The 25,069-nt window shown below is 72.5% G+C and carries 22 protein-coding genes; 12 read left to right on the forward strand and 10 right to left on the reverse strand.

The features are described from left to right. The first annotated feature begins 20 nt into the window (after positions 1 to 20). The 3 genes from kdgD to AB0L65_RS19075 are packed head-to-tail and all read left to right on the forward strand — an operon-like array spanning position 21 to position 3,178. A complete protein-coding gene (gene kdgD, locus AB0L65_RS19065) occupies positions 21 to 935 on the forward strand; it encodes a 5-dehydro-4-deoxyglucarate dehydratase (RefSeq protein WP_364246893.1) in 915 nt (304 codons plus the stop codon). A 6-nt stretch (positions 936 to 941) separates the two neighbouring features. Beyond that, positions 942 to 2,264: an enolase C-terminal domain-like protein gene (locus tag AB0L65_RS19070; RefSeq protein WP_357728084.1), complete on the forward strand. Its 1,323-nt coding sequence runs from the start codon at positions 942 to 944 to the stop codon at positions 2,262 to 2,264. 56 nt (positions 2,265 to 2,320) lie between these two features. After that, positions 2,321 to 3,178: an NAD(+)/NADH kinase gene (locus AB0L65_RS19075; RefSeq protein WP_364246896.1), complete on the forward strand. Its 858-nt coding sequence runs from the start codon at positions 2,321 to 2,323 to the stop codon at positions 3,176 to 3,178. 13 nt (positions 3,179 to 3,191) lie between these two features. On the opposite strand, the gene AB0L65_RS19080 is transcribed toward AB0L65_RS19075, so the two are convergent. Beyond that, positions 3,192 to 4,463 carry a YibE/F family protein gene (locus AB0L65_RS19080; RefSeq protein WP_364246899.1) on the reverse strand — a complete coding sequence of 424 codons (1,272 nt, stop codon included), beginning with the start codon at positions 4,461 to 4,463 and terminating at the stop codon, positions 3,192 to 3,194. A gap of 66 nt (positions 4,464 to 4,529) precedes the next feature. Between AB0L65_RS19080 and AB0L65_RS19085 the strand changes: the two genes are divergently transcribed. Then, a complete protein-coding gene (locus tag AB0L65_RS19085) occupies positions 4,530 to 5,237 on the forward strand; it encodes a DUF72 domain-containing protein (RefSeq protein WP_364246901.1) in 708 nt (235 codons plus the stop codon). Beyond that, positions 5,237 to 6,208, forward strand: a complete 972-nt coding sequence (locus AB0L65_RS19090; protein WP_364246904.1) for a magnesium transporter CorA family protein — start codon at positions 5,237 to 5,239, stop codon at positions 6,206 to 6,208. Before AB0L65_RS19085 ends, AB0L65_RS19090 begins: the two co-directional genes overlap by 1 nt. Here AB0L65_RS19090 and AB0L65_RS19095 read toward each other — a convergent pair. From AB0L65_RS19095 to AB0L65_RS19105, 3 genes are read right to left on the reverse strand one after another with little or no spacing between them, the layout of a single operon-like run. After that, positions 6,186 to 6,665 (reverse strand): DUF1850 domain-containing protein, encoded by a 480-nt coding sequence (locus AB0L65_RS19095; RefSeq protein ID WP_364246906.1) that lies wholly within the window; start codon positions 6,663 to 6,665, stop codon positions 6,186 to 6,188. The two genes, AB0L65_RS19090 and AB0L65_RS19095, sit on opposite strands and share 23 nt — an antisense overlap. 38 nt (positions 6,666 to 6,703) lie before the next feature. Next, a complete protein-coding gene (locus AB0L65_RS19100) occupies positions 6,704 to 7,651 on the reverse strand; it encodes a TAXI family TRAP transporter solute-binding subunit (RefSeq protein WP_364246909.1) in 948 nt (315 codons plus the stop codon). Next, complete coding sequence (locus tag AB0L65_RS19105) at positions 7,648 to 9,675, reverse strand: TRAP transporter fused permease subunit (protein WP_364246911.1); 2,028 nt, start codon at positions 9,673 to 9,675, stop codon at positions 7,648 to 7,650. The genes AB0L65_RS19100 and AB0L65_RS19105 overlap by 4 nt, the downstream gene beginning before the upstream one ends. Before the next feature lie 245 nt (positions 9,676 to 9,920). On the opposite strand from AB0L65_RS19105, the gene AB0L65_RS19110 reads away from it, so the two are divergent. Then, entirely contained in the window at positions 9,921 to 10,892 is a 972-nt protein-coding gene (locus tag AB0L65_RS19110) for a LuxR C-terminal-related transcriptional regulator (protein WP_364246914.1), read from the forward strand. Here the strand turns inward: AB0L65_RS19110 and AB0L65_RS19115 are convergent, their stop codons facing one another. Continuing rightward, positions 10,893 to 11,336 carry an ATP-binding protein gene (locus AB0L65_RS19115; RefSeq protein ID WP_355192081.1) on the reverse strand — a complete coding sequence of 148 codons (444 nt, stop codon included), beginning with the start codon at positions 11,334 to 11,336 and terminating at the stop codon, positions 10,893 to 10,895. Between the two features lie 175 nt (positions 11,337 to 11,511). Between AB0L65_RS19115 and AB0L65_RS19120 the strand changes: the two genes are divergently transcribed. The 3 genes from AB0L65_RS19120 to AB0L65_RS19130 all read left to right on the forward strand — a co-directional run bounded on the left by AB0L65_RS19120 (position 11,512) and on the right by AB0L65_RS19130 (position 13,731). Continuing rightward, positions 11,512 to 11,979 carry an adenylyltransferase/cytidyltransferase family protein gene (locus AB0L65_RS19120; protein WP_364246917.1) on the forward strand — a complete coding sequence of 156 codons (468 nt, stop codon included), beginning with the start codon at positions 11,512 to 11,514 and terminating at the stop codon, positions 11,977 to 11,979. Positions 11,980 to 12,339: 360 nt separating this feature from the next. Further along, positions 12,340 to 12,927 (forward strand): hypothetical protein, encoded by a 588-nt coding sequence (locus AB0L65_RS19125; protein ID WP_364246920.1) that lies wholly within the window; start codon positions 12,340 to 12,342, stop codon positions 12,925 to 12,927. Positions 12,928 to 12,987: 60 nt separating this feature from the next. Continuing rightward, complete coding sequence (locus AB0L65_RS19130) at positions 12,988 to 13,731, forward strand: DUF427 domain-containing protein (protein ID WP_364246922.1); 744 nt, start codon at positions 12,988 to 12,990, stop codon at positions 13,729 to 13,731. 10 nt (positions 13,732 to 13,741) lie between these two features. On the opposite strand, the gene AB0L65_RS19135 is transcribed toward AB0L65_RS19130, so the two are convergent. After that, entirely contained in the window at positions 13,742 to 14,344 is a 603-nt protein-coding gene (locus AB0L65_RS19135; RefSeq protein ID WP_364246925.1) for a TIGR03086 family metal-binding protein, read from the reverse strand. A 56-nt stretch (positions 14,345 to 14,400) separates the two neighbouring features. Further along, complete coding sequence (locus AB0L65_RS19140; protein ID WP_364246927.1) at positions 14,401 to 15,054, reverse strand: TetR/AcrR family transcriptional regulator C-terminal domain-containing protein; 654 nt, start codon at positions 15,052 to 15,054, stop codon at positions 14,401 to 14,403. A gap of 87 nt (positions 15,055 to 15,141) precedes the next feature. Between AB0L65_RS19140 and AB0L65_RS19145 the strand changes: the two genes are divergently transcribed. Beyond that, the gene (locus AB0L65_RS19145) at positions 15,142 to 16,737 is read left to right on the forward strand and encodes an FAD-dependent monooxygenase (RefSeq protein ID WP_364246930.1); all 1,596 of its coding nucleotides are present in this window, start codon (positions 15,142 to 15,144) and stop codon (positions 16,735 to 16,737) included. On the opposite strand, the gene AB0L65_RS19150 is transcribed toward AB0L65_RS19145, so the two are convergent. From AB0L65_RS19150 to AB0L65_RS19160, 3 genes are read right to left on the reverse strand one after another with little or no spacing between them, the layout of a single operon-like run. Further along, complete coding sequence (locus AB0L65_RS19150) at positions 16,734 to 17,996, reverse strand: M20/M25/M40 family metallo-hydrolase (protein ID WP_364246933.1); 1,263 nt, start codon at positions 17,994 to 17,996, stop codon at positions 16,734 to 16,736. The genes AB0L65_RS19145 and AB0L65_RS19150 overlap by 4 nt on opposite strands. Continuing rightward, the gene (locus AB0L65_RS19155) at positions 17,993 to 19,855 is read right to left on the reverse strand and encodes a prolyl oligopeptidase family serine peptidase (protein WP_364246936.1); all 1,863 of its coding nucleotides are present in this window, start codon (positions 19,853 to 19,855) and stop codon (positions 17,993 to 17,995) included. The genes AB0L65_RS19150 and AB0L65_RS19155 overlap by 4 nt, the downstream gene beginning before the upstream one ends. A gap of 4 nt (positions 19,856 to 19,859) precedes the next feature. Next, on the reverse strand, positions 19,860 to 20,912 hold the full coding sequence (locus AB0L65_RS19160) for a C39 family peptidase (protein ID WP_364246939.1): 1,053 nt from the start codon (positions 20,910 to 20,912) through the stop codon (positions 19,860 to 19,862). Between the two features lie 93 nt (positions 20,913 to 21,005). Between AB0L65_RS19160 and AB0L65_RS19165 the strand changes: the two genes are divergently transcribed. Beyond that, positions 21,006 to 22,334, forward strand: coding sequence for an SWIM zinc finger family protein (locus tag AB0L65_RS19165; protein WP_364246941.1), 1,329 nt, complete (start codon positions 21,006 to 21,008; stop codon positions 22,332 to 22,334). Then, positions 22,331 to 25,042, forward strand: a complete 2,712-nt coding sequence (locus tag AB0L65_RS19170; RefSeq protein ID WP_364246944.1) for a DUF6493 family protein — start codon at positions 22,331 to 22,333, stop codon at positions 25,040 to 25,042. Before AB0L65_RS19165 ends, AB0L65_RS19170 begins: the two co-directional genes overlap by 4 nt. The last annotated feature ends 27 nt before the right edge of the window (positions 25,043 to 25,069 follow it).

Genomic DNA, 25,069 nt, shown 5'->3' on the forward strand with positions numbered 1-25,069 from the left:
CGTGTCAACAGAGGACGTTCATGCCGAATATCTCGCCCCAGGAGCTCGCCGCCCAGCTCAAGAGCGGCCTGCTGTCGTTCCCTGTCACCCATTTCACGCAGGAGCTGGAGTTCGACGAGGCGGGTTACCGGGACCACCTGTCCTGGTTGAGCGCGTACCCCGTGGCCGGACTGTTCGCCGCGGGCGGCACCGGCGAAGGCTTCTCGCTCACCCCCGCCGAGATCGACCGGGTGGTGCGGGCGGCGGTCGATGAGGTGAACGGCAGGCTGCCGGTCGTGGCCCCCGCCACCGGCGGCACCGCGAACGCCGTCGCGCAGGCCCAGGCCGCCGAGGCCGCCGGGGCCGACGGGCTGCTGCTCATGCCCCCCTACCTCACGGAGGCCGGGCAGGCGGGCCTGGTGGAGCACGTCTCCGCGGTGTGCCGCGCCACCAACCTCGGCGTGATCGTCTACAGCCGGGCCAACGCGATCCTGAACGACCGCTCCGTCGAGGCCCTGGCCGACCGCAACCCGAACCTCGTCGGGTTCAAGGACGGCGTCGGCAGCATCGAGCACCTCACCCGCATCTACGCCACCGTCGGCGACCGCCTGGCCTACATCGGCGGCCTGCCCACGGCCGAGACGTTCGCGCTGCCGCTGCTGCAGCTCGGCATGAGCACGTACTCCTCGGCGATCTTCAACTTCGTCCCGCAGTACGCGCTCGACTTCTACGCCGACGTCCGCGCCCAGAACCGGGACGCCGTCTACCGGCGGATCAAGGAGTTCGTGATCCCGTACCTGGACATCCGCGACCGGCAGAAGGGGTACGCCGTCTCGATCATCAAGGCGGGCCTGGCCGCCGTCGGGCGCCCGGCGGGCCCCGTCCGGCCGCCGCTGCAGAACCTCACCGACGGCGAGCTCGCCGAGCTGACCGCCCTCATCAACAAGATCAGCTAGGGCCCCATGTCTCCCACCATCCAGCGCGTCGAGGTCGTCCCGGTGGCCGGGTACGACAGCATGCTGCTCAACCTCAGCGGCGCCCACGGCCCTTTCTTCACCCGCAACGTCGTCATCACCACCGACTCCGACGGGCGCACCGGCCTCGGTGAGGTGCCCGGCGGCGAGGCGATCCGGAGGACCGTCGAGGAGGCGGGCGCGCTGCTGGCCGGCGAGCCCGTCGCCCGGTACCGCAGCCTGCTGCGGTCGGTGTCGGAGCGGTTCGCCGACCGGGACGCGGGCGGGCGCGGCGCCCAGACCTTCGACCTGCGCACCACCGTGCACGCGGTCACCGGCCTGGAGTCCACCCTGCTCGACCTGCACGGCCAGTACCTGGGCCTGCCGGTGGCCGACCTGCTCGGCGAGGGCCGTCAGCGGGACCGGGTGCCGATGCTGGGCTACCTCTTCTACGTCGGCGACCCGGGCAGGACCGACCTGCCCTACCGGGTGGACGACGCGGGCGAGGACCGTTGGTCGCGGCTGCGCCGCCAGGAGGCGCTCACGCCGGACGCGGTGGTCGCGCTGGCCGAGGCCGCCCAGGAGCGTTACGGCTTCGCCGACTTCAAGCTCAAGGGCGGGGTGCTGACGGGCGAGGAGGAGATCGAGGCGGTCACGGCGCTGGCCCGCCGCTTCCCCGAGGCGCGCGTCACCCTCGACCCCAACGGCGGCTGGCTGCTCGCCGACGCCGTACGGCTGTGCCGCGGGCTGGGGGGCGTCCTGGCCTACGCCGAGGACCCGTGCGGGGCCGAGGGCCGCTTCTCCAGCCGGGAGACGATGGCCGAGTTCAGGCGGGCCACCGGGCTGCCCACCGCGACGAACATGATCGCCACCGACTGGCGGGAGATGGCCCACGCTGTACGCGCAGGCGCGGTGGACATCCCGCTGGCCGACCCGCACTTCTGGACCATGGCCGGGTCGGTCCGCGTCGCCCAGCTCTGCCACGACTTCGGGCTGACCTGGGGCTCTCACTCCAACAACCACTTCGACATCTCGCTGGCGATGTTCACCCATGTCGGGGCGGCGGCCCCGGGGGAGATCACGGCGCTGGACACGCACTGGATCTGGCAGGACGGCCAAGCCCTGACGACCAGCCCGTTCCGGATCACGGACGGCGCGATCGAGGTGCCGACGACCCCCGGGCTCGGCGTCGAGCTCGACCGCGCGGCCCTGGCCGAGGCCCACGAGCTCTACCTGCGCCACGGCCTCGGCGCCCGCGACGATGCCGTGGCCATGCGGTATCTGGTGAAGGACTGGGTCTTCGACCCGAAGCGCCCCTGCCTCGTCCGCTGACGACTTCGGCAGGTCCATGCCGACAGGCCCATGGCGGCTGGCCTAGTGTTGGCCTCATGGGCATGGTCGGTACGGTCGGGCTGGTGCTGCATCCCCAGCGCGACTCCAAGAAGGCGATAGACACCATCCTGCGCTGGGCCGGTGACAAGGGCGCCACCGTGCTCGGGTTGCCCGAGGAAGTGGGGCGGATCGACTGCTCCGCCGTGGCCGTGGACGCCGAGGCCCTCGTCGAGCGGGCTGACCTGCTGGTCGGGCTGGGCGGCGACGGCACGATGCTGCGGACCATGCGGCTGCTGGCCGGCCGGCCCACCCCCATCCTGGGGGTCAACCTCGGCAAGCTCGGCTTCCTGGCCGAGATCGACGTGGACGAGCTGGCGGACACGCTGTCGGCCATCGATGACCACCGCTACACGATCGAGCCGCGCATGGCGATCAAGAGCCGGCTCGGCGGCACGGATGTGACCGCGTTCAACGACATCGCGCTGGTCCGGATCCCCGGGGAAGGGCTGGCCGCGATCGCCGTCACCCCGGCGGGCAGCGACTTCGTGCGCTTCGCGGCCGACGCGGTGATCGTGGCGACCTCCACGGGCTCGACCGCCTACAGCTTCTCGGCCGGCGGTCCCATCGTGTCGCCCCGGGTGGAGGCGGTGCTGGTGGTGCCCGCCGCCGCCCACTCCTCGTTCAACCGGGCGCTGGTGCTGCCCGCCGACGAGGAGGTCACGCTGGAGGTGCTGCCGACCAGCGGGCGGCTGGCGGTGGAGGTCGACGGGGCCGTGGTGACCCACCTGTGCCCCGGCGACACCGTCACCGTGGCCGCGTGGCCGGGGGCGGCGAAGGTCGTGCGGCTGGGGACCACGTTCTACGAGCGGGCCCGGCGGAAGCTGCGGGTGGACGGAAGCGCCGAGGCCCTCTGACGGGCGGCCGCGATCAGGTGCGCGTCCGCCGGCGGTGCCGGGCCGGGCGCTCGCCCGGGTGTTGGGCGGGGTCGTGCTGGTGGGCGTGCGGCGTGAAGAAGCTCTCCTGCGCGTCCCGCCCGGCGGGAGGCTCCTGGGCGTTCTCCTCCGGGTGGTGGCGGGAGGCCGTCAGGGCCGCCAGCGCCGTGGTGATGGGCACGGCGGCGATGAGCCCCAGCGTGCCGACGATGCTACGGACGATCTCCTGGGCGATGACCGGCGTCGTCAGCACGTCGCCCAGCGGCTGCTGCCCGATGCTGAACAGCAGCAGCAACGGCAGCGACGCTCCCGCGTACGCCAGGATGATCGTGTTGATCACCGAGGCGATGTGCGCGCGGCCGATGCGGCCGGCCGCCCGGTAGAGGCGGGCGAAGCCGTACGAGGGGTTGGCGTGCGCCAGCTCGGCCACCGTGACGGCCTGGGTGACCGTGACGTCGTCGAGCACCCCCAGCGCGCCGATGATGATGCTGGCCAGCAGCAGGCCCTGCGTGTCGATCTTCAGGCTCATGTCCAGCGCCAGCGCGCTGTCGTCGGTGATGCCGTTGAGCCGGGCGAAGCCCAGCGCCCCGTACGACAGCAGGCCGGTCAGCGCCAGGCTGGCCAGCGTGCCCAGCACGGCCATCGACGTGGCCAGCGAGAAGCCGTGCGTGAGGTAGAGGACCAGCAGCATGATCGCCGAGGCCCCCACGATGGCCACCAGCAGGGGCGGCTCGCCCTCCAGGATGCCGGGGATGACGAACGTCAGCAGCAGCACGAACGTCACCGCCAGCCCCACCAGCGCCGTCACCCCGCGCCAGCGGCCGAAGGCGATGACCGCCAGCGCGAAGGCCGCCCCGAACAGCCACAGCGGCGTCGACCGGTCGTGGTCGGAGATCTGGTGCTCGCCGTCCGCGTCGCGCAGCAGGATCACGTCGTCGCCCGCGGCGAAGTGCTGGGCCCCGGGCCCGCTGGGCAGCCGGAGCGTGACGATCTGGCCGCCCTCGACGCGGACGTCGGCGTCGCCGCAGGTGGCCGGGTCGGGCTGGGGCGCGCCTTCGGAGGCGGCGGGGCACTTCTTGAGCGTGACACCGGTGATCGTCCCGGTGACCCGCTGCACGCTGGACTGGGCGGTGCCGGTGCTCACCGTCCCGTCCGGCCAGAGCCACAGCAGGCCGGCGAGGGTGATGATCGCCAGCGGCACGAGCACGGCCAGACCGGCCATCACCGTACGCCGGGAGCCGGGGGGATGCCCGTGATTGGCGCCCATCGAAGTAAGTGTCCTCCTCGGCTGAAGACAGTACTGCACCCCGGCCCGCTGGGTAGGCGTAAAAGCATGTCGTGGCTGGTGGGCACTTCGGGGTGGCAGTACAAGGACTGGCGCGGGGTGCTCTATCCGCAGGACGTCCCGCAGCGGCTCTGGCTGGAGGAGTACGCGGCCGAGTTCCCGACCGTCGAGAGCAACAACGCGTTCTACCGGCTGCCGAGCCCCGAGACGTTCGCGGCCTGGCGGGACCGCACGCCGGACGGGTTCGTGATGGCGGTCAAGGCCAGCAGGTTCCTGACCCACATCAAGCGGCTGGCCGACCCCGAGGAGCCGGTGGGGCGCCTGATGAGCCGCGCGTCGGAGCTGAAGGACAAGCTCGGGCCGGTCCTGCTGCAGCTGCCGCCCACGCTGAAGGCCGACGCGGACCGGCTCGACCGGTGCCTGCGCTGCTTCCCGGCGGGCGTCCGGGTGGCCGTCGAGCCGCGGCACGAGTCGTGGTGGACGGAGGACATCCGCGGGCTCCTGACCGCGCACGGGGCCGCGCTGTGCTGGGCCGACCGGCTGGGCAAGCCGCAGAGCCCGCTCTGGCGCACGGCGGACTGGGGTTACGTGCGCCTGCACGAGGGGCCGTCCGGCTGGTCGTACGGCGACACCGCGCTGAGGACGTGGGCGAGACGCCTGCATGAGGCGGGCTGGCGGGACGTCTACGTCTACTTCAACAACGATCCTGGGGGAGCGGCTGTGCGTAACGCGAGACGATTTGCCAGACTCGGCTAGTGCACACACGTCTGTACAGGAACGGCACCCTCGAGAAGGAAGGCTTCCCGATCGAGGAGGTCTCCGACTATGTGGAGGATCCCGGCAACACGGTCTGGTTCGACCTGTGCTGCCCCTCGCCCGCCGACCTCGGCGTGATCAGTGAGGAACTGGGGCTGCACGAGCTGGCGGTCGAGGACGTGCTATCCGACCATCAGCGGCCGAAGGTCGATATATACGACAATCACTTGTTCATCACCGTTTACGGGGTGCACTTCGACGACGGGCAGCTCGACCCCGTCGAGGTGAACATCTTCGTCACCAGGAACGCCCTGGTCACCGTCCGCGAGAACGACCACTTCGACATCCGCGACGTGGTCAAGCGCTGGGACGCCAACACCCGGCTGGCCGGCCACGGCGTGTCGTTCCTGCTGCACGGGCTGCTCGACTACGTGGTCGACAGCCAGTTCGACCTGGTGCAGGACCTCGACGCGCAGGCGGAGGCGCTGGAGGAGTCGCTGTTCGACGAGGACGGGCCCCATGACGGCAGGGCCCTGCAGCGCAGGATGTACGAGCTGCGCAAGATCACCGCCCGGCTCCGCAAGATCTCGATGCCGATGCGCGAGGTGGTCGGCACCCTGATCCACCGCGACCAGGACTTCATCGCCGAGCCCGCCATGGTCCCCTACTACCAGGACGTCAACGACCACATCCAGCGGGTGGCGGAATGGGTGGAGACCATCCGCGACATGCTCGCGAACGCCCGCGAGACCCGCCTCGCCCAGCAGGGCTTCCGGCTGAACGAGATCATGAAGCGGCTCACCAGCTGGGCCGCGATCATCGCCGTGCCCACCGCGATCACCGGCTACTACGGGCAGAACGTGCCCTACCCGGGCGAAGGGCAGCCGTGGGGGTTCTGGATCTCCACGATGCTGGTGGCCGGCCTGTCGGTGACGCTGTACGTGGTGTTCAAGAAGAAGGACTGGCTGTGAGCGCCCGCGGGGCCCATCGCAGCGCGGCCAGGTCGTAGGGCGGGCCGCAGGGCCCGCTCCGCGCGTCCGGCCGCTCCTCCACGGCCAGCCGCACCCGCGCGGCGCCGGCCACCGGGAACAGGGGCAGGCAGCGGCCGCCCGAGATGAGGGTCCGGCGGCCGATCGACGTGGTGAGCAGGGACAGCTCCTCGTACGTGGCGGGCACGGCCAGGCGCAGCACCCACATGCCCTCAGGGGTGCGCACCCGGGTCCCGTCGAGCGCGTAGTACTCCAGCACGCTCTCGTTGGTCGAGACGACCGCCCGCATGGTGAACCGGCGGCCCTCCACGGTGAACACCTCCGCGGACGGCGCCCGGTAGATCGAGTGCACGTACCCGATCGAGAAGGCGCCCGCGACGACGGGCAGGCCGTTCACGGTGAGGAGGCCGGCGCTCCCGCCGGAGCAGAGCGCCGCCACCACGGTGAGCGCCGCCGCGAGGGCCGCGAGCAGCCTCGTCAGGCCTTTTCCTTGTAGTAGCGGGCCGCGCCCGGGTGCAGCTCGACCGGCGCCACCTGCTGGCCCAGCATGACGTCGAGCTTCTTGGCCTCCGGATGCACGGCCGCCAGCTCGGCCTTCTTCTCGAACAGGGTCCTGGTGATGTCGTAGGCGAGCTGGTCGCTCATCTTGTCGGGCACCAGCAGCACGTTCGCGATGCCGACGGTCTTGATCGAGCCGGACAGCTTGTAGAGGGACAGGTCCACGTCGAGGCCGACGTACTGCTGGCCGTACGTCGACTGCATGGTCGTCAGCACGTCGCTCGTGTCGAGCACCTTCACGTCCGGCTTGCTCGTGGCCAGGTCGGTGATGCCGGCCGTGGGCAGGCCGCCGACCCAGAAGAACGCGTCGATCGTGCCGTCCTTGACGGCCTGCACCGACTCGTTGATCGACAGCTGCTGCTTGGTGATGTCGTTGTCCGGGTTGATCCCGGCCGCCTGCAGGACCCGCCTGGCCACGACCTGGGTGCCGGAGTTGGCCGGGCCGAGCGAGACGCGCTTCCCCTTCAGGTCGGCCACCCTGGCGGCCCGGACGCCGGGTGCGACGACGAGTTGCGTGTAGTTGTCGTAGATGCGGGCGATGGCCTTGATGGGCTGCTTCGAGGTGAAGGTGTCCTTGCCGTTGACGGCGTCGGCCGCCGTGTCGGACTGGGAGAAGCCGATGTCGGCCTTGCCGGAGGCGAGCAGCTTGATGTTCTCGACGGAGGCCGAGGTGACCGAGGCCGTGGCCTGGGTGTTGGGGATGTTGGCCGACAGCAGCTTGGCCAGGCCGCCGCCGTACACGTAATAGACGCCCGTCGTGCCGCCCGTGGCGATCGACAGCCGGTTGCCGGATCCGCCCGCGCCACCTCCGCCGCAGCCGGCCGCGGTCAGGACGGCGACGGCCACTATCGCAAAGATCCGCTTCACGCTGGGTCCCTTCTCCTGCTTCTGACGAGGTGCACGGCTACGGCCACGGCCAGGACGGCCAGACCGGCGACGATGGGAACGGGTTCGAGGAAGAGCAGCAGCACCGCGGCGATCGCCGCGAGCACGCGCTCGGGCCAGCCGCTCATGCCGCCGGTCGCCAGCGCGAGGGCCGCCACGGCGACGGCCGAGACGGCCGTCATCAGCAGCACGGTGCCGATCGGCCCCTGCCCGAGCAGCGCCTGCCCGTTGGGCGTCAGCACGAAGGCGAACGGCACCAGGAACGCCGGCAGCGTGTAGCGCCAGGTCATCATCATCGTCTTGTACGTGTTGCCGCCGGTGATCGCCGCCGCCGCGACCGCGGACAGCGCCGTGGGCGGGCTCACCTCCGACAGGACCGCGTAGTAGAAGACGAACATGTAGGCCTCGGCCTGCGTCACCCCGAGCGTCGTGAGCGCCGGGCCGATGATCACCGCGGCGATGATGAAGCTCGCGGTCACCGGCACGGCCAGGCCCAGCAGCATGACCGCGATGCCGGACATGAGCGTGGTCAGCACGAGGTTGCCCGCGGCGAAGTCCACGATGATCGCGCTGAGGTTGAGGCCGAGGCCGGTCTGCGTGATGACGCCGACGATGATGCCCGCCGCCGCGCACACCGCGGTCACCGGCAGCACCTCCAGCGTGCCCTTGGCCAGCGCCTGCCCGACGCGCTTGGGGCCCATGCGGTGCTGCGGGTCGAGGAACGACAGCGCGAACGCGATGGCGGTGGCGATCACCACGGACTGGAACGCCGAGCGGTCCAGCGCCATCAGCACGATGATGAGGATGAGCGAGCTGAAGTGGTAGCCGAAGCGCAGCAGCAGCTTGCCGGCCTTGGGCGCGTCCACCTGCACGGCGTGGGTGCTGAAGCGGCGCGAGTCGATCTCGATGGCCAGGAAGATGCCCAGGTAGTACAGGAGCGTGGGGATCGTCGCGTACAGGAGCACCTCGAGGTAGCTGACCCTCAGGTACTCCGCGATGATGAACGCCGCCGCGCCCAGCGTGGGCGGCGACAGGATGGCGCCGATGCCGCCGGCCGCGAGGATGCCGCCCGCCGGCTCCTTCGGATAGCCGGCCCGCCGCAGCACCGGCCAGGCGACGCTGCCCAGGCTGACCGTGGTGGCCACGCCGGAGCCCGACACGGTGCCGAGCAGGAAGCCGGCCGTGGTCACGGTACGGCCGGGGGCGGCGCGGGACTTGCGGAAGGCGGCGAAGCTCAGGTCGATGAAGAACTTGCTCGCGCCCGAATAGTCGAGCACGGCGCCGTAAATCGTGAAAAGGATGATGTAACTGGCGGCCACTTGCATGGGGACGCCGAAGAAGCCCTCGGTGCCGGTGTAGAGCTGGGACACGATTTGGCCGAGGTCGAAGCCACGGTGCCCGATGGTCCAGTCAATCGGCAAATATGCGCCGTAATAGGCATAAATCAGGAAAATTACGCAGATGATGGTCAGGGACCAGCCGACGGTGCGCCGTACCGCCTCCAGGAGCAGCACCGTCAGCGCCAGGCCAGCCACGATGTCGAGGTCCGTCAGCGCGGCGCCGGAGCCCCGATCGCGGAACCCGTCGATGTCGAGCAGCGGATAGACCAGCACGGCCAGCGAGGCGGCGGCGAGCAGCCAGTCGGCCACGGACGGCCGCTCGGACCGCCGCGTCCCCTCCGCTCTCTGCACGCTTGCGGGTGGGTCGTCCTCCGCCGTCGTTTCAGGGGGCGGGCTCGCGGCGGCGCCGCGCCGGAACAGCCGCGGCAGGAATGACGACCAGCCCGACCGGTAGCAGAGGAAGACCAGCGGCAGCGCCACCGCAAGGAACGTCAGCCGGTGTTCCAGCGCCTCCACCGGCCGAAACACCACCACCAGCGAATAAACCGACAGCAGCCCGCCCACGATCCACACGCCGAGCCGCAGAGGCCCGCCGAGTTGCCGCGCCGGGCGTTCCTGTTCGTGCGCGGAGACAAGCTCGGCCTCACGGTCGCTCAGCTCGGTCAAGACACTTCCTTCCCCGACACGGCGTTGCAGCGGACTTTACGAGCCGGTTACGCGCGGAGGGAAGGGGCCGTTATCTATTCGATCTCCAAGCCCCGGAACAAAGGTCGCGAATCCGCTCGCCGCTCTGCGGCGAACCTGGGGCGCCCCGATCCCGGCGGCGGTGGGCCCCTCACCGGGGAGTCCGGGTGCTCGTGAAAAAAAGTTTCAAGAAGACCTCAAGGTTTGGCAAATGATATAAAGGCTCGGTGGCCGAGATCACCCTTGACGTCCGCCAGCTCCAGGCGTTCGCCGAGGTCGGCTACCAGGTCGCGGCCAGCGGCGGCGCCCACGCGGCGATGGCGGCGCTGCGCCGGGTGGTCCCGGTGGACGCCTACGAGTTCGTCGCGTTCGACCCGGCCACGGGGCGGCACCACAGCGTCGTGTCCGACGGCCACCGGCGCATCGACCACGACGCGGCCGAGGAATATGCCGGGCTGGAGGCGTGCCGCAGGGCCATCGCGACCCGCGCGCCGGTGATCATGCCGGAGCCGGGCACCGCCCGCTACTTCCGGCGCCACCTCGCCCCCTACGGCTGGCGGGCAGGGCTGACGGCGCCGCTGTTCCTGAGCGAGGGCCGCTACACGGGGCTGCTCCACCTGGCCACCAAGGACTGCTTCCCCCGGCTCACGGGCGCGCTGGTCGTCGCGATCAGCCCGATGCTCGCCCACGTCACCGACCTGACCAGGTGCGTCATCGACCCGGTCGGGCTGCCGGCGGACTTCCGGGCGGTGGCCTTCGACCGGGTGGGGACGCGGCGCCAGGTGCCGGGCCACGAGGCGTCGGCCGTGCTGCGGGAGGATCCGGCGATGGCGGCGTTCGCCCGGGCGTTCATCGACTCGCGGGAGCTGAGCAGGCACGGGCTCTGGCTCGACCGCAAGGGGTGCTGGCACGAGCTGCGGCTGCTCAGGGCCGGGGTCGGGTTCCAGGGGGCGCTCCAGGGCGCGGTGGTGGCCGAACGGCCGTGCCCGCTGCCGTACGACCTGACGGGGCGCGAGGTGGACGTGCTCACCCGCGTGGCGGCCGGCGACTCCAACCCGCAGATCGCCGCCGCGCTGGTGCTCAGCGTCCGCACGGTGACGACCCATCTGGAGCACATCTTCGCCAAGCTCGGCTGCGACAGCCGTACCCGCCTGACCACCAAGGCCCTCGCCGAGGGCCTGTGCCGCCTGGACGTCTAGTCAGACGGCCATCCCGGCCGAGAGGTGGGACCACAGGAGCTCGAACCAGACCGTCGTCGTGCCGTCCTCACGGGTGAAGCCCCAGCGGTGGCTGAGCGCCTCGATCAGCGGCAGGCCGCGCCCGCTGGTGGACTGCGCGCTCGTACGGCACACGCACGGCGGCCCGTCGGACCCGGCGTCCGACACGAGCACCCGCACCGCCGTCTCCGAGCTGCTCACGGTCACCGTGAACGAACCGCCCGCCCCGGACCTGGTGTGCAGGATCGCGTTCGTGGCCAGTTCGCTGGTGAGCAGCGCGGCGTCGTCGTACAGGGGGTGGTCGCGGCCGAGCGCGGCCGTCACGAGCCCCCGGGCCCTGGCCACCTGCGACGGCACGCCCGGGAGCCGGGCCACGAGATCACGGGAGTCGCCTCCGTCGACGCTGTGAAAGTCCGGCGGTGCCACGGCGACCTCCCCCAAATCCGGTGACGTTATGAGACGCGCTGACAGGGGGCCGGAGATTATCGCGAAAAGGTAGGAATGACCTTGCCCGAGGTCGGCTGCACGACCGCGGACGCCGACCGAGTACGCTGCGATCGACGAGTCGTCTAGGCCTATAGGGGAGAGCGTGGGAGGTCGCGTGAGCAGCCTGGAGGCCGTCTGGGTGCAACCGTACGACCAGGTGGGGGCGGCGGTCGTGACCGGCGTCTTCGACATCCTGCACGTCGGCCACGTGCGCTACCTGGGCGCGGTGGCCGACCGCGGCCTGCCGCTGGTCGTCGGCGTGGAGGACGATCCCCGGGTGCGGGCCTGGAAGGGGCCGAGCCGCCCGCTCAACCCGGCGGAGGAGCGGGCCGAGGTGCTGGCCGCGCTCCGCTTCGTGACCGGCGTCTTCATCGTGACGGGGCCGCCCGACGCGCACGGGCCGGAGGACTACATCGACCTCCTGGCCCCGATGCGGCCGGGGGCGCTCGCGCACACGGCCGGCGACCCGCACGCGGGCGCCCGCGCGGCGGCGGCGGCGATCCTGGGGTCCGAGTGCTGGGAGATGGCCTCCATCCCCGGCCGCTCCACGACGCGGATCGTGAACGCGGCCGGCAAGGGCTGACAACCGGGCTCCTTCACGCCCACCGGTCCTTCGCTCGCCGGGCCCCTCGCGCTCGCCGGGCCTTTCGCGCTGGCTGGGCGCTGCGGTGAGGTTGCTCACGTCTGCAGGGCCACTCCACCACCCCTGCCCACGCCACGAAGCGCCCCGCCCCTTCACGGCCGCGTCCGGATGCGACCCGCATGACGAGCGGTGCCGCTCCCACGGCGGTGCCTCGCCCATGACGGAGACGCGCTCCCGAGTGAGCCGTGCCTGCGCCTGAGGGGCGATGGATCCGTGAGGCCACCGGCCTTCGAAGGGGCCGCGGGTGGGGTGGAAGGGGTGGGTGGGGGCGGCGGGCATGATCGCGTACTCTTTCGTGACATGACAGCCGACCTCGTGGCGAAGCGCGTGACGAACCTGCTGGCACCCCAAGTGCTGGTGATCGCCATGCCGCCCGTCGTCGGCCTGCTGGCCCAGGGATGGGGCGGCGCGGCATGGGGGCTGGTGGCCTCGGCGATCTGCGGCGGCGTGCCGGCGGCGGTGATCGCGGCCGGTGTGCGCACGGGCCGCCTCGACTCCCACCACATCGTGGACCGCGCCCGCCGCACCGGCCCCCTGCTCGCCGCCATGGCGGCCGTGCTGGTCGCGCTGGCGCTGCTGGTGGTGATGGGCGCCCCGACCCTGCTCGTCGCCACCGTGACCGCGATGCTGGTCGCGCTGGCCGTCACCGTGCCGGTGACGCTGCGCTGGAAGATCTCCTTTCACGCCGCCGTCTCGGCGGGCACGGTCGTCGTGTTCGCGCACGTCCTGCCCGCCTGGCCGGCCGCGATCGCCGGAGCCGCCGTGGTCGCGCTGGTGTGCTGGGCACGCGTACGCCTCACACACCACACCTGGCCCCAGGTCATCGTCGGAGCGGTGGTCGGCACGGCCGCGACGTGGGCGACGCTGGCCGCGTTCGGACTGAGCTGAGCCCCGGCCGCCCGCACGCGGGACCGGAATAGCGGTGCCGCGTCCGGGGTTGGCGGTGACATGGATGTCACGAACCGCGGCCGGGTACGCGTCGAGCCCACGGCCAAGCGTGTGAGGACCTATCTCGGCGGCCGGGTGGTGGCCGACTCCACCTCCGCCCTCCTGGTGTGGGAGGTCCCGTACTACCCCACCTACTATTTCCCGGCGGCCGACGTGGACGAGTCCGCGCTCAAGGCCACCGGCGCGACCAAGCACTCCCCGAGCAGGGGAGACGGCCTGGTCCACACCGTCACCTCGGGCACAGCGGAGGCGGCCGACGCCGCGCTCGTCTATCCCGACTCGCCGCTGGAGCAGATCCGCGGCCACGTCCGCTTCGAGTGGGACGCCATGGACGCCTGGTTCGAGGAGGACGAGGAGGTCTACTTCCACCCGCGCGACCCGTACACGCGGGTGGACATCCTGGCAAGCTCGCGCCACGTGCGGGTCGAGGTGGACGGCGTGACCGTGGCCGACTCCCGCAGCCCGCGCATCCTCTTCGAGACGGGCCTGCCCGCCCGCTACTACCTGCCGAAGACGGACGTACGGCTCGACCTGCTGGAACACACCGACACCGCCACCCACTGCCCCTACAAGGGCACGGCGGAATACTGGACGGTCAACGGCCAGAAGGACCTGGCCTGGTCATACCGCACGCCGCTGCCGGAGAGCGAGAAGGTCGCCGGGCTGATCGCGTTCTACAACGAGAAGCTCGACATCTACGTGGACGGCGAGCTCCAGGACCGCCCGAAGTCGAAGTTCTCCTGATCCGCCGCGGTCAGGAGGAGGGGGTCCAGCGCGGGTCGCGGCCGAGGTAGCGCAGGAGCGCCGCCACGTCGTCGTCGCCCGGCTCCGAGTCCAGCGCCGGGGCGTACGCGCCCCAGGCGCGCAGCGGCTCGACGATCTCCATGGCCACCTTCAGCAGGGGCCTGGCCAGCTCCGGCGTGAGCGGCGAGGCCTGGCCGGTCGCGACCGCGATGTCCCAGGCGTGCACGGCGGCGTCCAGCGCGCACGCCGTCGAGCCGGACCACGGCGACATCTTGTGCGGCGGCACCGGCGTCGGCACCTCAACGGCGCTCCGGTCGACGCCCGCCCATGCCCGGGCCGAGCGGACCAGCGCGTCCTCGGTGAAGGCCGTCGGGTCGGTCTCCGGCGCGCCCGACGGCTCGAACGGGTTGAACGTGGGGCCGGGCTCGCCGGTCAGCGCGGCGGCGAAGCCGATCTGGTCGCCGACGGCGTGCTGGAGGACCTGGGTGACGTTCCAGGCCGAGCAGGGCGTCGGCAGCTGCCAGGCCCCGGCCGGCACGGCGCCGACGACCCGGCGCAGCGCCTCGTGCGAGCCGTCGAGGATGTCCCAGCCGCTGACAGTGGTGTCGCTCATTGGTGAGCCCCCTTTCGTGGTGCTTTCAGCATAGCAGAACGGAATGCTTTGTTCCACTATTTGGGGGCCTCGGCCGCCAGGCCGTGGATCAGCATGTTCAGGGCCTGCTCGAAGTCCGCCAGGGGGTCCACCCCCTCCCGGGTGCTCCGCAGCAGCCTGCTGAAATGCGGCAGCCGTGCCGGATCCATCTCGCGTACGTACGCGCTGACCCCCTGCTCGCCCGCGTGCACGCCGGGATCGCCGGTGAACCCGCCCGTGGACAGCACCAGCGACCCGAACACCAGGCTGTTCACGGCGGTCAGCGCCCGCCACGCGCCCAGGTCGTCGAACCCCGCCTGGAACAGCGCCCCCACCAGCGCGTCGAGCGGCTCCAGCGCCCGTACGGAGGTCGGGTTGGACTGGTCGGTGACCAGCGCGAGCGGCACCGCCGGATGGCGGCTGAACACCCGGTACATGCTCAACGCCACCTCGCGCACCTGCTCCTGCCACGGCAGCGCCGGGTCCGGCCGCTCGACCTGCTCGAACACCCGCTCGGCCACGCCGTCGAGGATGTCGGCCTTGTTCGAGACGTGGTTGTAGAGGGACATCGCCTCAACGCCGAGCGCCTTGGCCAGCCGTCGCATGGTCAGGCCCTCCAGGCCCTCCTTGTCGGCCAGTTCCAGGGCCGCGTCCAGGACCCTCTCTCGGTTCAGCGGCTCCCGTCGTGCCATTCGGTGCTCCTTTCCCGGATTGACAAAGCTTACGGTGTATGTGTTCTACTTACTACGTAAGCTTACTGCGTAAGTAGAGGAGCGGAGATGACCGACGTGATCATCGTCGGCGGCGGGCCGGTCGGGCTGCTGCTGGCGTGCGAGCTCAAGCTGGGCGGGGCCGACCCGCTGGTCCTGGAGGCGGCCACGGGTGAGGAGCGCCGCACGCGCAGCCTCGGCCTGCGCTCGCTCAACGCGCGCACCGTGCAGTCGCTGGCCCTGCGCGACCTGGTCGAGCCGGTGGCGGGGGAGCAGTGGGCGATGCTCGACGAGCTGGCCGCACGCCGCGAGCCCGCCGGGGCCGACCTGGTCGCCATGATGGTGGAGCTGCTCCAGGAGGGCCTGATCAGGGGGCACTTCGGCGGGCTGCCGCTGCTGGGCGAGGCCGGCGACGCCGAATACCTCATGCTCAAGCAGGACCGGCTGGAGGCCGTCCTGGCCGAGCGGGCCGCCGGGATGGGGGTGCGGATCTGGCAGGGGTGCGCGGTGAGCGACGTCGCGCAGGACGGGTCCGCCGCCGTCGCCACGCTCGCCGACGGGCGGACGGTACGGGCCGCGTACCTCGTGGGGTGCGACGGCGGGCGGAGCCTGGTGCGCAAGCGGTCGGGGTTCGCGTTCGAGGGGACGCCGGCGACCATGACGGGGCGGACCGCCGTGGCCGAACTCGCCTCCGCCGAGGCCGTGACGTCGTCCCTGCGCCACCCCGGCGGCCTGGTGAACCTGTCGCTGGTGCCGGGGGAGATCGCCACCATCGAGTTCGACGGCGGGCCCGGCGACCGGGACGCGCCGATGACGGCCGAGGAGCTGGAGGACAGCCTGCGGCGGGTGACGGGGCACGACGTGGTGGTCAAGCGGCTGGAGACCGGCATCCGGTACAGCGACAACACCCGGCACGCGGGGACGTACCGCCAGGGGCGGGTGCTGCTGGCGGGGGACGCGGCGCACGTGCACTCGCCGATCGGCGGCCAGGGGCTCAACCTGGGGCTGCAGGACGCGGTCAACCTCGGGTGGAAGCTGGCCCTGGTGGCCCGGGGGCTCGCGCCCGAGGCGCTGCTGGACACCTACACCGCCGAACGGCACCCGGTGGCGGCCAGGGTGCTGCGCAACACGCGGGCCCAGGTGGCGCTGATGCGGCCGGGGCCGCAGGTGGAGGCGTTGCGGGAGGTGCTGGCGGAGGTGATCGAGCTGCCGGACGCCAAGCGGCACTTCACGGGGATGGCCGACGGGACGGAGACGGACTACGCGCCCGGCTCGGCGCACCCCCTCGTCGGGCGTTTCGCACCACGCCTGGAGGCGGTCCCTTCCGCACCACGCCTGGAGGCGGTCCCTTCCGCGCCGCGTCCGGAGGCGGTCCCCGAGCCGACTCCCGCGAAGGCCCGGACGGTCGCCGAGCTGCTGCGGGACGGGCGCGGCCTCGTACTGGCACTCTCGGGAGCATCTGGCGACGGCGGGCTCGATGCCGCCGTGGCGGGCCACCGCGAGCGCGTGCGGGTGGCGCACGCTTCGACCCTGCCTGGCAATGGGCCCGGCGACGGGGATGCCGAGGTGCTGCTGGTGCGGCCCGACGGCTACGTCGCGTGGGCGGGCGGGCGCGACGGGGTCGCCGCCGCGCTCACCACGTGGTTCGGACCGCCCAGGGGCTAGGCGAGGAGACGGGTGAGGACCCGGGTGCCGAATTCGAGCCCCTCCACCGGCACCCGCTCGTCCTTGCCGTGGAACATCCCGAAGTAGTCCAGGTCCGGCCGGAGCATGAGGGGCGCGAAGCCGTACCCCTTGATGCCGATCCGGGCGAAGGACTTGGCGTCCGTGCCGCCGGCCATCACGTACGGCACCGGCCGGGCGAGCGGGTCCTCGGCCACCAGCGCACCCGCCAGCGTGTCGAAGAACGCCGACGGGTACGGCGCGTCGGGCGCGTCCTCCAGGTTGACGAACTCCCGGGTGATCTTCGGCCCGAGCAGCGCGTCGATCGTCTCCAGGAACTCCTCCTGCGACCCCGGCAGGTAACGCCCGTCCACGTGCGCCTCCGCCGTCGAGGGCACCACGTTCACCTTGTAGCCGGCGTCGAGCATCGTCGGGTTCGCCGAGTTGCGGATCTGGCTCTTGAACAGGCCGCCCAGCGGCCCGAGCCGGGCGGCCTCCTCGTCGAGGCGGTCGAGGTCGATCGGCCGGCCGATGATCTCCGACAGGTTCTGGATGAGGGCGGCCACCGGCGGCGTCAGGCGTACGGGCCACTGGTGGGAGGCCACCCGCGACAGGGCGTGCACCAGCGTGGCGACCGGGTTGTCCACCGGCGGGCGGGAGCCGTGCCCGGCCACGCCGTGCGCGGTGAGCTTCATCCAGGCGGTGCCGCGCTCGCCGACGGCGATCGGGTACACCCGGTGCTCGCCGGAGGCCACGCTGAAGCCGCCGGACTCGCTGATCGCCTCCGTGACGCCGTCGAACAGCTCCCGGTGCTCGGTGACGGCGTGCCGCGAGCCGTAGTCGCCGGTCGCCTCCTCGTCCGCCAGGAACGCCAGCACCAGGTCACGCTTCGGGCGCACGCCGCGGGCCGCCAGGTCGAGCACGGTCGCGAGGGTCATCGAGCACGACCCCTTCATGTCGACCGCGCCGCGCCCGTACACGCAGCCGTCCACGATCTCCCCCGAGAACGGGTCCATCTGCCACTCGGCCGGGTCGGCGGGCACCACGTCCAGGTGGCCGTGGATCAGCAACGCGTCGGGGGAGTCGCCGTCGATCCTGGCCACGACGGTGGTCCGCTTCGGAGCCGACTCGAACACCACCGGCTCGATCCCCGCGTCGGCCAGCAGCGTGGCGACGTATTCGGCCGCCGGCCGCTCACCGGAGCCCGGGTTGGTGGTGTCGAACCTGATCAGATCCGAGCAGATCTCGGCAACGCTCTTCACGCTCTCCCCTTCAGTGTCAAAGGCGGCACCTCGGGAGTCTCCATGCCGAAGATCAACCCGTAGAAGGCCAGCTCGGCCTCCAGCACCGAGACGATAGTCTCCTCCCTGCGCCAGCCGTGCTGCTCGCCGGGGTAGGTGAGCAAGGCCCACTCTTTGCCATGTTTGTCCAGTTCAGCGGTGAATCGCTCGGCCTGGCTCACGTCCACGATCGCGTCCTCCAGGCCGTGCAGCATGAGGCACGGGCCCGAGGCGCGGTAGGCGTTCAGGAGCGGCGAGCGTTCGGTGTAGCGGTCGCGGGTCTCGGGCAGCGGGCCCACCAGGCCGTCCAGGTAGCGGGACTCGAAGTCGTGCGTCTCGGCCGCCCAGCTCTCCGGGTCGGTGATCGCGTAGTGCGCGACCCCGCCCGCGAACACGTCGCTGTGCACGAGCGCCGCCACCGTCGTCCAGCCTCCGGCGCTGCCGCCGCGGATGGCGATCTTCGCGGCGTCGGCCCGGCCCATCTCGACCAGGCCGCGCGCCACCCTGGCGCAGTCCTGCACGTCCACCACGCCCCACTCGTGGCGCAGCCGCTCGCGGTAGGCGCGGCCGTACCCGGTCGATCCGCCGTAGTTGACCACGGCCACGCCGAGCCCTCTGCTGGTGAAGTACGCGATCTCCAGGTCGAGCACGACCGGGAGGTTGCCGGTCGGGCCGCCGTGCACGAAGATCACGTACGGGCTCGGGCCGCTCCGGCCGCCGGTCGGCGGGTAGAGGTGCGCGTGCACGCCCTCGAGGGTCACGGCCTCGGGCGTGGGCAGCAGGTCGCGGTCCGGCAGCGGCTTGCGCGGCGACACGACCTCGTGGGTGCCGTCCGCGAGGTCGACGAGGGTGACCTCCAGCGGCGTGTACGGGGTCGCGCCCACGGCCGCCACCATGCCGCCCGCGACCGACACGGTCGAGGACCAGTAGGTGGCCGTGCCGCCGATGTCCCTGATGTCGCCGGTCTTCGGGTTCAGCACGCCCAGGCGGCGCAGGTCCGGGGTGCCGTACACGACCGCGAGCTCGCCCGTGTCCGCGATGTCCAGGTACGTCATGCCCGGCTTCCACGCGGCGGCGCCGAACTCCTGCTCGATGGGGGTGAGGTTCGTGGCGGGGGAGCCGTCGAGGGGGACGAGGTGGACGTTCCACCAGCCGGTGGGGTCGGTCACGGCGTACAGGCTGCCGTCGTCGCGCCACTCGGCCTGGGCCACCGACTCCTCGGGGCCGCCGGCGACCACCCGGTACGCGCCCGCCGTGCCGTCCTCGCCCAGCGGGGCCACGCACAGCTCGGTGCCGTCCCAGGGCATGTTCGGGTGGTCCCAGCCGATCCAGGTGATGTGGCGGCCGTCGGGGGACAGGCGGGGGTTCATCAGGAAGTGCTGGGCTTTTACGATCACCGTGACCGGGCCGCCGTCCAGGGGCACCGCCACCAGGTCCCGCACGTCGTCCGTCTCCCGGACCGCCCACACCTCGTCCCGGCCGGGCGGGAGGTAGAGGTCCGCGTAGCGGTAGGAGCCCTCCGGGGTGATCGCCACCGGCTCCGCGCCCCCGGCGAGGCGATAGAGGCGCTGGTCGGCCCAGTTCGTGAAGACCAGGCCGCCGCCCGGGAGCGGACGCCAGGAGCGCCCGCCGTACTCGATCACCCGGTTGCGCGCGTTCCAGCCCGCCGGCAGGGCGTCCACGCGGCTGCCGTCAGGGAGGCGGCGCACCACGCAGCGGCGCCCGCCCTCGGCCGGGCGTGGCTCGTCCCACCAGACCTCGACGCCGGAGGGCGTGGCCACCGCCTCCACCCACTGCGGGCCGCCATCGGTACGGGCCACGTCGATCGGTCGAATGCTCATCAAGTCACCAATTGCCATTCGTACATGGGGGAAGTGGATGGTCAGGCGGGTGAAGGATGTACGCGATGCCCCCGCTGCCCGAGCTCCTGAGCCATACGTTCTCGAACGCTGCCCGCGGATAGACCCTTCGAACCGAGGCGTCATCGGGAGCCGCGGGATCGTTGACGACGATGTCGCCCTCGACGGTGAAACCGGTGACGACCAGGATGTGCCCGCTGGTGGAGTAGCAGGAACCGGGCAGCTCGGCCGCCTTGAACGACTGCGACGTGATCACCGGGACGCCCGCCCGCACGAACGCCTCCAGCTCCACCGCCGACCGCAGCCGCGTCACGAACCCGGCCAGGCCGTAGCGCCCCGCGTACGCCACGTTGAACGGCCAGTTGCCGGTGCCCTGGTAGCTCTCGTCGTACGTACCCATGGCCGCGTGATCCACGGACGGGGCCGGATCGCCGTCCCCCACCCAGGCCAGCTCGGCCGGCCCGGGACCGCGGCCCCAATGGCCCAGCACCATGGCCACCGAGGTCGGGCCGCACCAGTTGACACCCCCGCCGTCCCACTGCGGATGGTGCCCGGCGTGCGCGTGCTGGGAGTACGCGGGCACCGCCAGCTCCACCGCCCCCGCGGCGCCGAAGGGGCTCGCCACGACCGGGCGGCGCGGCACGGCCGAGGCCATCACGCCCAGCCCGGTCACCCGCGCGTCCCCGCCGTGCGCCGCGACCCGCACCTGGTACGCCACGACCGACCGCCGGGCCACGAAGGTGTCCACCGCCACGTTCCCGTCCTCGTCGCCCTGACCGGGCACCGAGGTGCGGGGGGTGCCGTGTTCCGACCAGCGGCCCATGACGTACCACTTGGTGAGATCGCCCCGCTCGGTCCTGGCCCGGAGTGCCACCTCGATCCACGAGCCCGGCGGGGTGCGCGCGGTCCACGAGGGGATGAGCTGGGTCGCCGCGAACCCGATCCGCTGCTCCGCGCTCGCCCACGAGCCCGCCTGCGGCGAACCCGCGGGTACGGCGAAGCGGGTGAAGGCGACGCGGGCCAGGCCGACGGTGAGCACCAGCCATATTGTGGTTTCGCACTCTGTGTCGCACATCGGATGGTTTACGTACCAGCCCCGTTTGTGTCGGTGGTGATCTCTATCGTTCGGGGCATGACTCAGGCGGTACAGGCATATTCGTACGCGGGCCCCTCCACGCTCACCGACGGCAGGCTCGGTCTCTCGACCTCCGGTGGCACGGCGTTATCGGGGCCGCAGACGCACCCGCGCTTCTTCAGCGGGCTGCTCACCCACGCGGCTCCGGCGGCGGCCGGGCTGCTCGCGGTGGCGGACGTGGCGCTCGCCCGCTACCACCAGCCCAGGCCGGGCTGGACCCGCGACCCGGTGGTGACGTGCGACGGCGGGCGGCTGCGGTTCGAGTCGTTCTCGGCGTGCGGCGGCGTCTACGCCCGGCTCGACGTGCTGGAGCTCGACGGCGACGTGCTCGACCGGGGCACCACCAACGTCGACGTCAACGGCCCGCTGCGCGAGTCCCTGGCCAGGGTGGGCGGCAGGGATCCGCTCCACCTGGGCGTCGGCCCCGACGAGCTGACGGTCACCACGCTCGACGGCGCGGTCGTGGAGAAGAAGGTGCCGCTGCCGTCGCGGTGGCTGCGCGGGTTCGCGGAGGTGCAGGTGATCGCGTCCGGCTGGGACCTGCGGGCCGAGCTGGCCGGGCCGCACGCCGTGCGCTTCCTGCGCTCCCTGCCGAAGGGCGCCCGCTCCACCGTCTGGGCCGTCCCCTCGGGCCGTGACCTGCGCGTGGCCTCAGGCCCCGCGCGCGGCGCGGTCTGCCTGTCGGGCACCGGGCGGGTGGCCACGCTGCTGCCGCTGCTCAGGTTCGCCAAGGCACTGAGGGTGTACGGGCCCGCCGACGGCTCGTCCACGGCCAGTGCCTGGGAGCTGGAGCTGCCCGGCATGCGTTACACGCTGGCCGTCTCGCCCGAGCCGTGGCGCGGGTTCTCCGGCGAGGGGGCGGTGCTGTCCGACCTGGCCACCGACGAGGCCGCGGACGACGCCGACGTGGTGGGCATGCTGCTCAACTTCGAGCCCACGGTCGAGCTGGGGCTGCTCGCCGACCGTTCCGGGCTCGCGATCGAACGCGTACGCGCGGCGCTCACCCAGCTCGGCACGGCCGGGCGCGTCGGCTACGACCTGCACGAGGCGGCCCACTTCCACCGCGAGCTGCCCTACGACAGGGACCAGGTGGCGGAGCTCAACCCCCGGCTGACGGCCGCCCGCGCGCTGGTGGACTCCGGCGCCGTACGGCTGCTCGGGGAGACGGCCGAGGTGACGACCGACGGCGGGGTGCGGCGGGTGCGGATCGCCGACGGCGAGTGCACGTGCCCGTGGTGGTTCGACCACCTGGGCTCGCGGGGGCCGTGCAAGCACGCGCTGGCGGCCAGGATCGCCGCCCGCGTCGCCGTAGAGGTCGCTCCGTGACCGCATGGGAGACGGTGGTGGCGGCCATCGACACCGGGGATCCGCAGTGGGTCTCCGAACGCGTCCTCGCTCTCGGCGAGCGCGAACGTCGCGAGGTGGCCGCCCTGCTCCCCGCCCACGTCGCCGTGGCCGAGGAGCGGGCCCATGCCCGGGAGCTGGAGCGCATCGCCAGGCGGGAGCGCGAGAGCGAGGCCGCCTGGCGCGAGCACGTGCGCCGGGCCGAGCGCGCCGGCCGCACCGTCCACGAGTACGAGCGCTGGGAGTGGAACACCCCCTGGAACCAGCCCTGGCCACTCGAGCGCGGGGAAAACTGGGCCGACTCCCTGCGGGTCGCGGGCGCGGCCACCATCGGCGGCGCGGCGGCCGTCGTGGCCTGGCTCAACCGCCGCGAGTTCCAGGACCGCGGGGAGGTGAGCGGCGCCACCACCGCGATCCTCGAAAGCGTCCTGTCCGCCCGCCCGGCCGCGTGGCAGGAGGACTTCGCCACCCGCGCCGCGCTCCGGCTGCGCCCGGCGCCCCGGCGGCGCCGCCGATCGGACGAGATGGACACGCTCGCCCTGGCCATGCTGCGCCGCACCGGCGTGGTCCCGCCCGAGCACGACCCCCTCGTCGTGGCCTGGGTACGCCGGCCGCCCGCCCGCGAGGACCCGCTGCTCGACCACCTCCTTCCCCGGCTCTTCGAGGCGGAGGGCGTGGGCGCGGTGCTGCGGGGCGAGCGCGCGGAGCCGCTGACGCGCGGCACCTGGCTGGCCGCGCTCAAGAGGCTGGCCGGTCAGGGCCGCCGCGACCTGCTGCTCGACGGGTGCGTACGGCGCTTCCTGCGCGGTGGCGAGGCCGCCGACCTGCGCTTCTTCGTCCGCCTGCACGAGCTGCTCCAGCCGACCCCCGACGAGGTGAGCAAGCACGCCGCCGACTACCTGCGGCTGCTGCCCGCCGCGCCGGGACCCGTCGCGGAGGTGGCGCTGCGCCACCTGCGCGGGCTCGACCACCTGGACCACGCCGACGTGTCGGAGGCGGTGCGGGCGCTGCTGTTCAGGGCGGAGCGCAAGCTGGTGACGGCCGGGCTGACCTGGCTCGACGCCGTCGCCCGCGCCTGGCCGGGCGACCTCGACGAGCTGGCGCCCGCGCTGGGGTCCGCGTTCGCCTGCGAGTCCGCCGACGTGCAGGGGCGGGCGGTGCGGATCGCGGTCAAGCACGCCAAACGGTTCACGCCGGTGGGGGCGCAGGCCCTGCGGGACTCCTTCGGGCTGCTGCCGCACCAGCTCGGCGAGACCCTCGTGGCGGTGTTCGGCGGGGAGGCCGCCGAGGAGCCGCCGGAGCCCTTCACACCCGCCCCGCTGCCCGCGCCGCGCTTCGCCGAGGCGTTCCCCGGGCCGGTGACCGCGCCCGTGGAGCTGGGGCCGTGCGGGGGCGGATGGGAGTCCGCGGAGCTGTGGCTGGCGGGCGTCGTGCGGCTGCTCCACGACGACCGGGACGGGCTCGTGGCGAGGCTGTCGGAATGGCGGCTGGGCACCCGCTCGCACGAACGGCCGTGGCTGGACGTCTGGCAATGGTGCGAGGAGATCGCCCGGCTGATCCTGACGGGCGGCTCCCCGGCTGACGGGCTGCCCCGGGGCGACGCGGTGTCGGCGCCGCACCTGTTCCTGCTGCGGCGGTGGGCCGAGGTCCACTCGGCGCTCCAGGACGGCATCCTCCCGCCGTACCTGCTGGCCGAGCCCACCGAGGGCACCGGGCACGTGGACGCCGGGGAGCTCGTGGCGCGGCTGGCGGGCTACGAGCGACGCGGTTCCGAGGCCCTGCCGGCGGACCTGCAGCAGGCGCTGCTGCGGCTGCCGCGCGAGGTGGCGCCGGAGGTGGTGGCGCGGGCGCGGCTGCTCACCTCGGAGGCGGGGCGGGCGGCGGCCCGGTGGCTGGACGGCGGCCGTCCCGAGCCGGTCACGGAGGTCGGCTGGCTCGCCTCCGGGCGGCTGGACCCCGGCGGCGAATACCGCGACGACCGGGATCCGGCCGACACCCGGACCCCCGATCTGGAGCCCAGGATCCGGGTGGCGCCGACGGGGCTGCCGCTGGTCGACGACCTGCTCACCGAGCCCGGCTGGCGGCGGCGGAGAGGGCAGGGCGGGCTGCTGCCCTGGTGGCCGTACGTGCTGCCGTCCCATCGGGAGGTCGTCGCGCAGCACTTCGTCCCGCACCTGATGTACGGGTGGCCGGTGGAGGGGGCGAGTCCGCCCGAGGCGTACGCCCTCGCGCTGGCCGACGGTCCGTGGGGCGAGGGGATGGCGCTCGTGGTGGCGTTCTTCCTGGCCGACCCGTCCTGGTCGAAGCTGCCCGTGGTGCGGGCGCACCTGGTGGTGGACCTGGCGGCGCGCGGCGACGAGGACGCCGAAGGGATCGGCCGGCAGCTCGGACTGCTGCTGCGCAGGACGTGGTTCAAGCCCGGCCCGGTCCTCGAGACCCTGGAGAGCGCGGCCGAGCAAGGAGCGCAGTGGGAGGTGTGGCGGATCATGACCGGGTTCCTGCCGGTGTTCCTGCCGGGGCCGGAGGAACGGCCGCACACCCGGCACACGCAGGTGCTCGCCTTCGCGCTGCGCGCCGCCCGGTGGGCCGGAGCGCGGGGGCCGGTGCCCTGCGTGGCGGAGATCGCCGAGCGGCGGGCGTCGAACAACTTCGTCCGCGAGGCCCGCCGCCTGCACACCTACCTGACGTGACCGCCCCGTGACCACCACGTGACCGCC

Origin of the sequence: Nonomuraea sp. NPDC052116 (assembly GCF_040680035.1) — a bacterium.
Classification (GTDB): domain Bacteria; phylum Actinomycetota; class Actinomycetes; order Streptosporangiales; family Streptosporangiaceae; genus Nonomuraea; species Nonomuraea angiospora_A.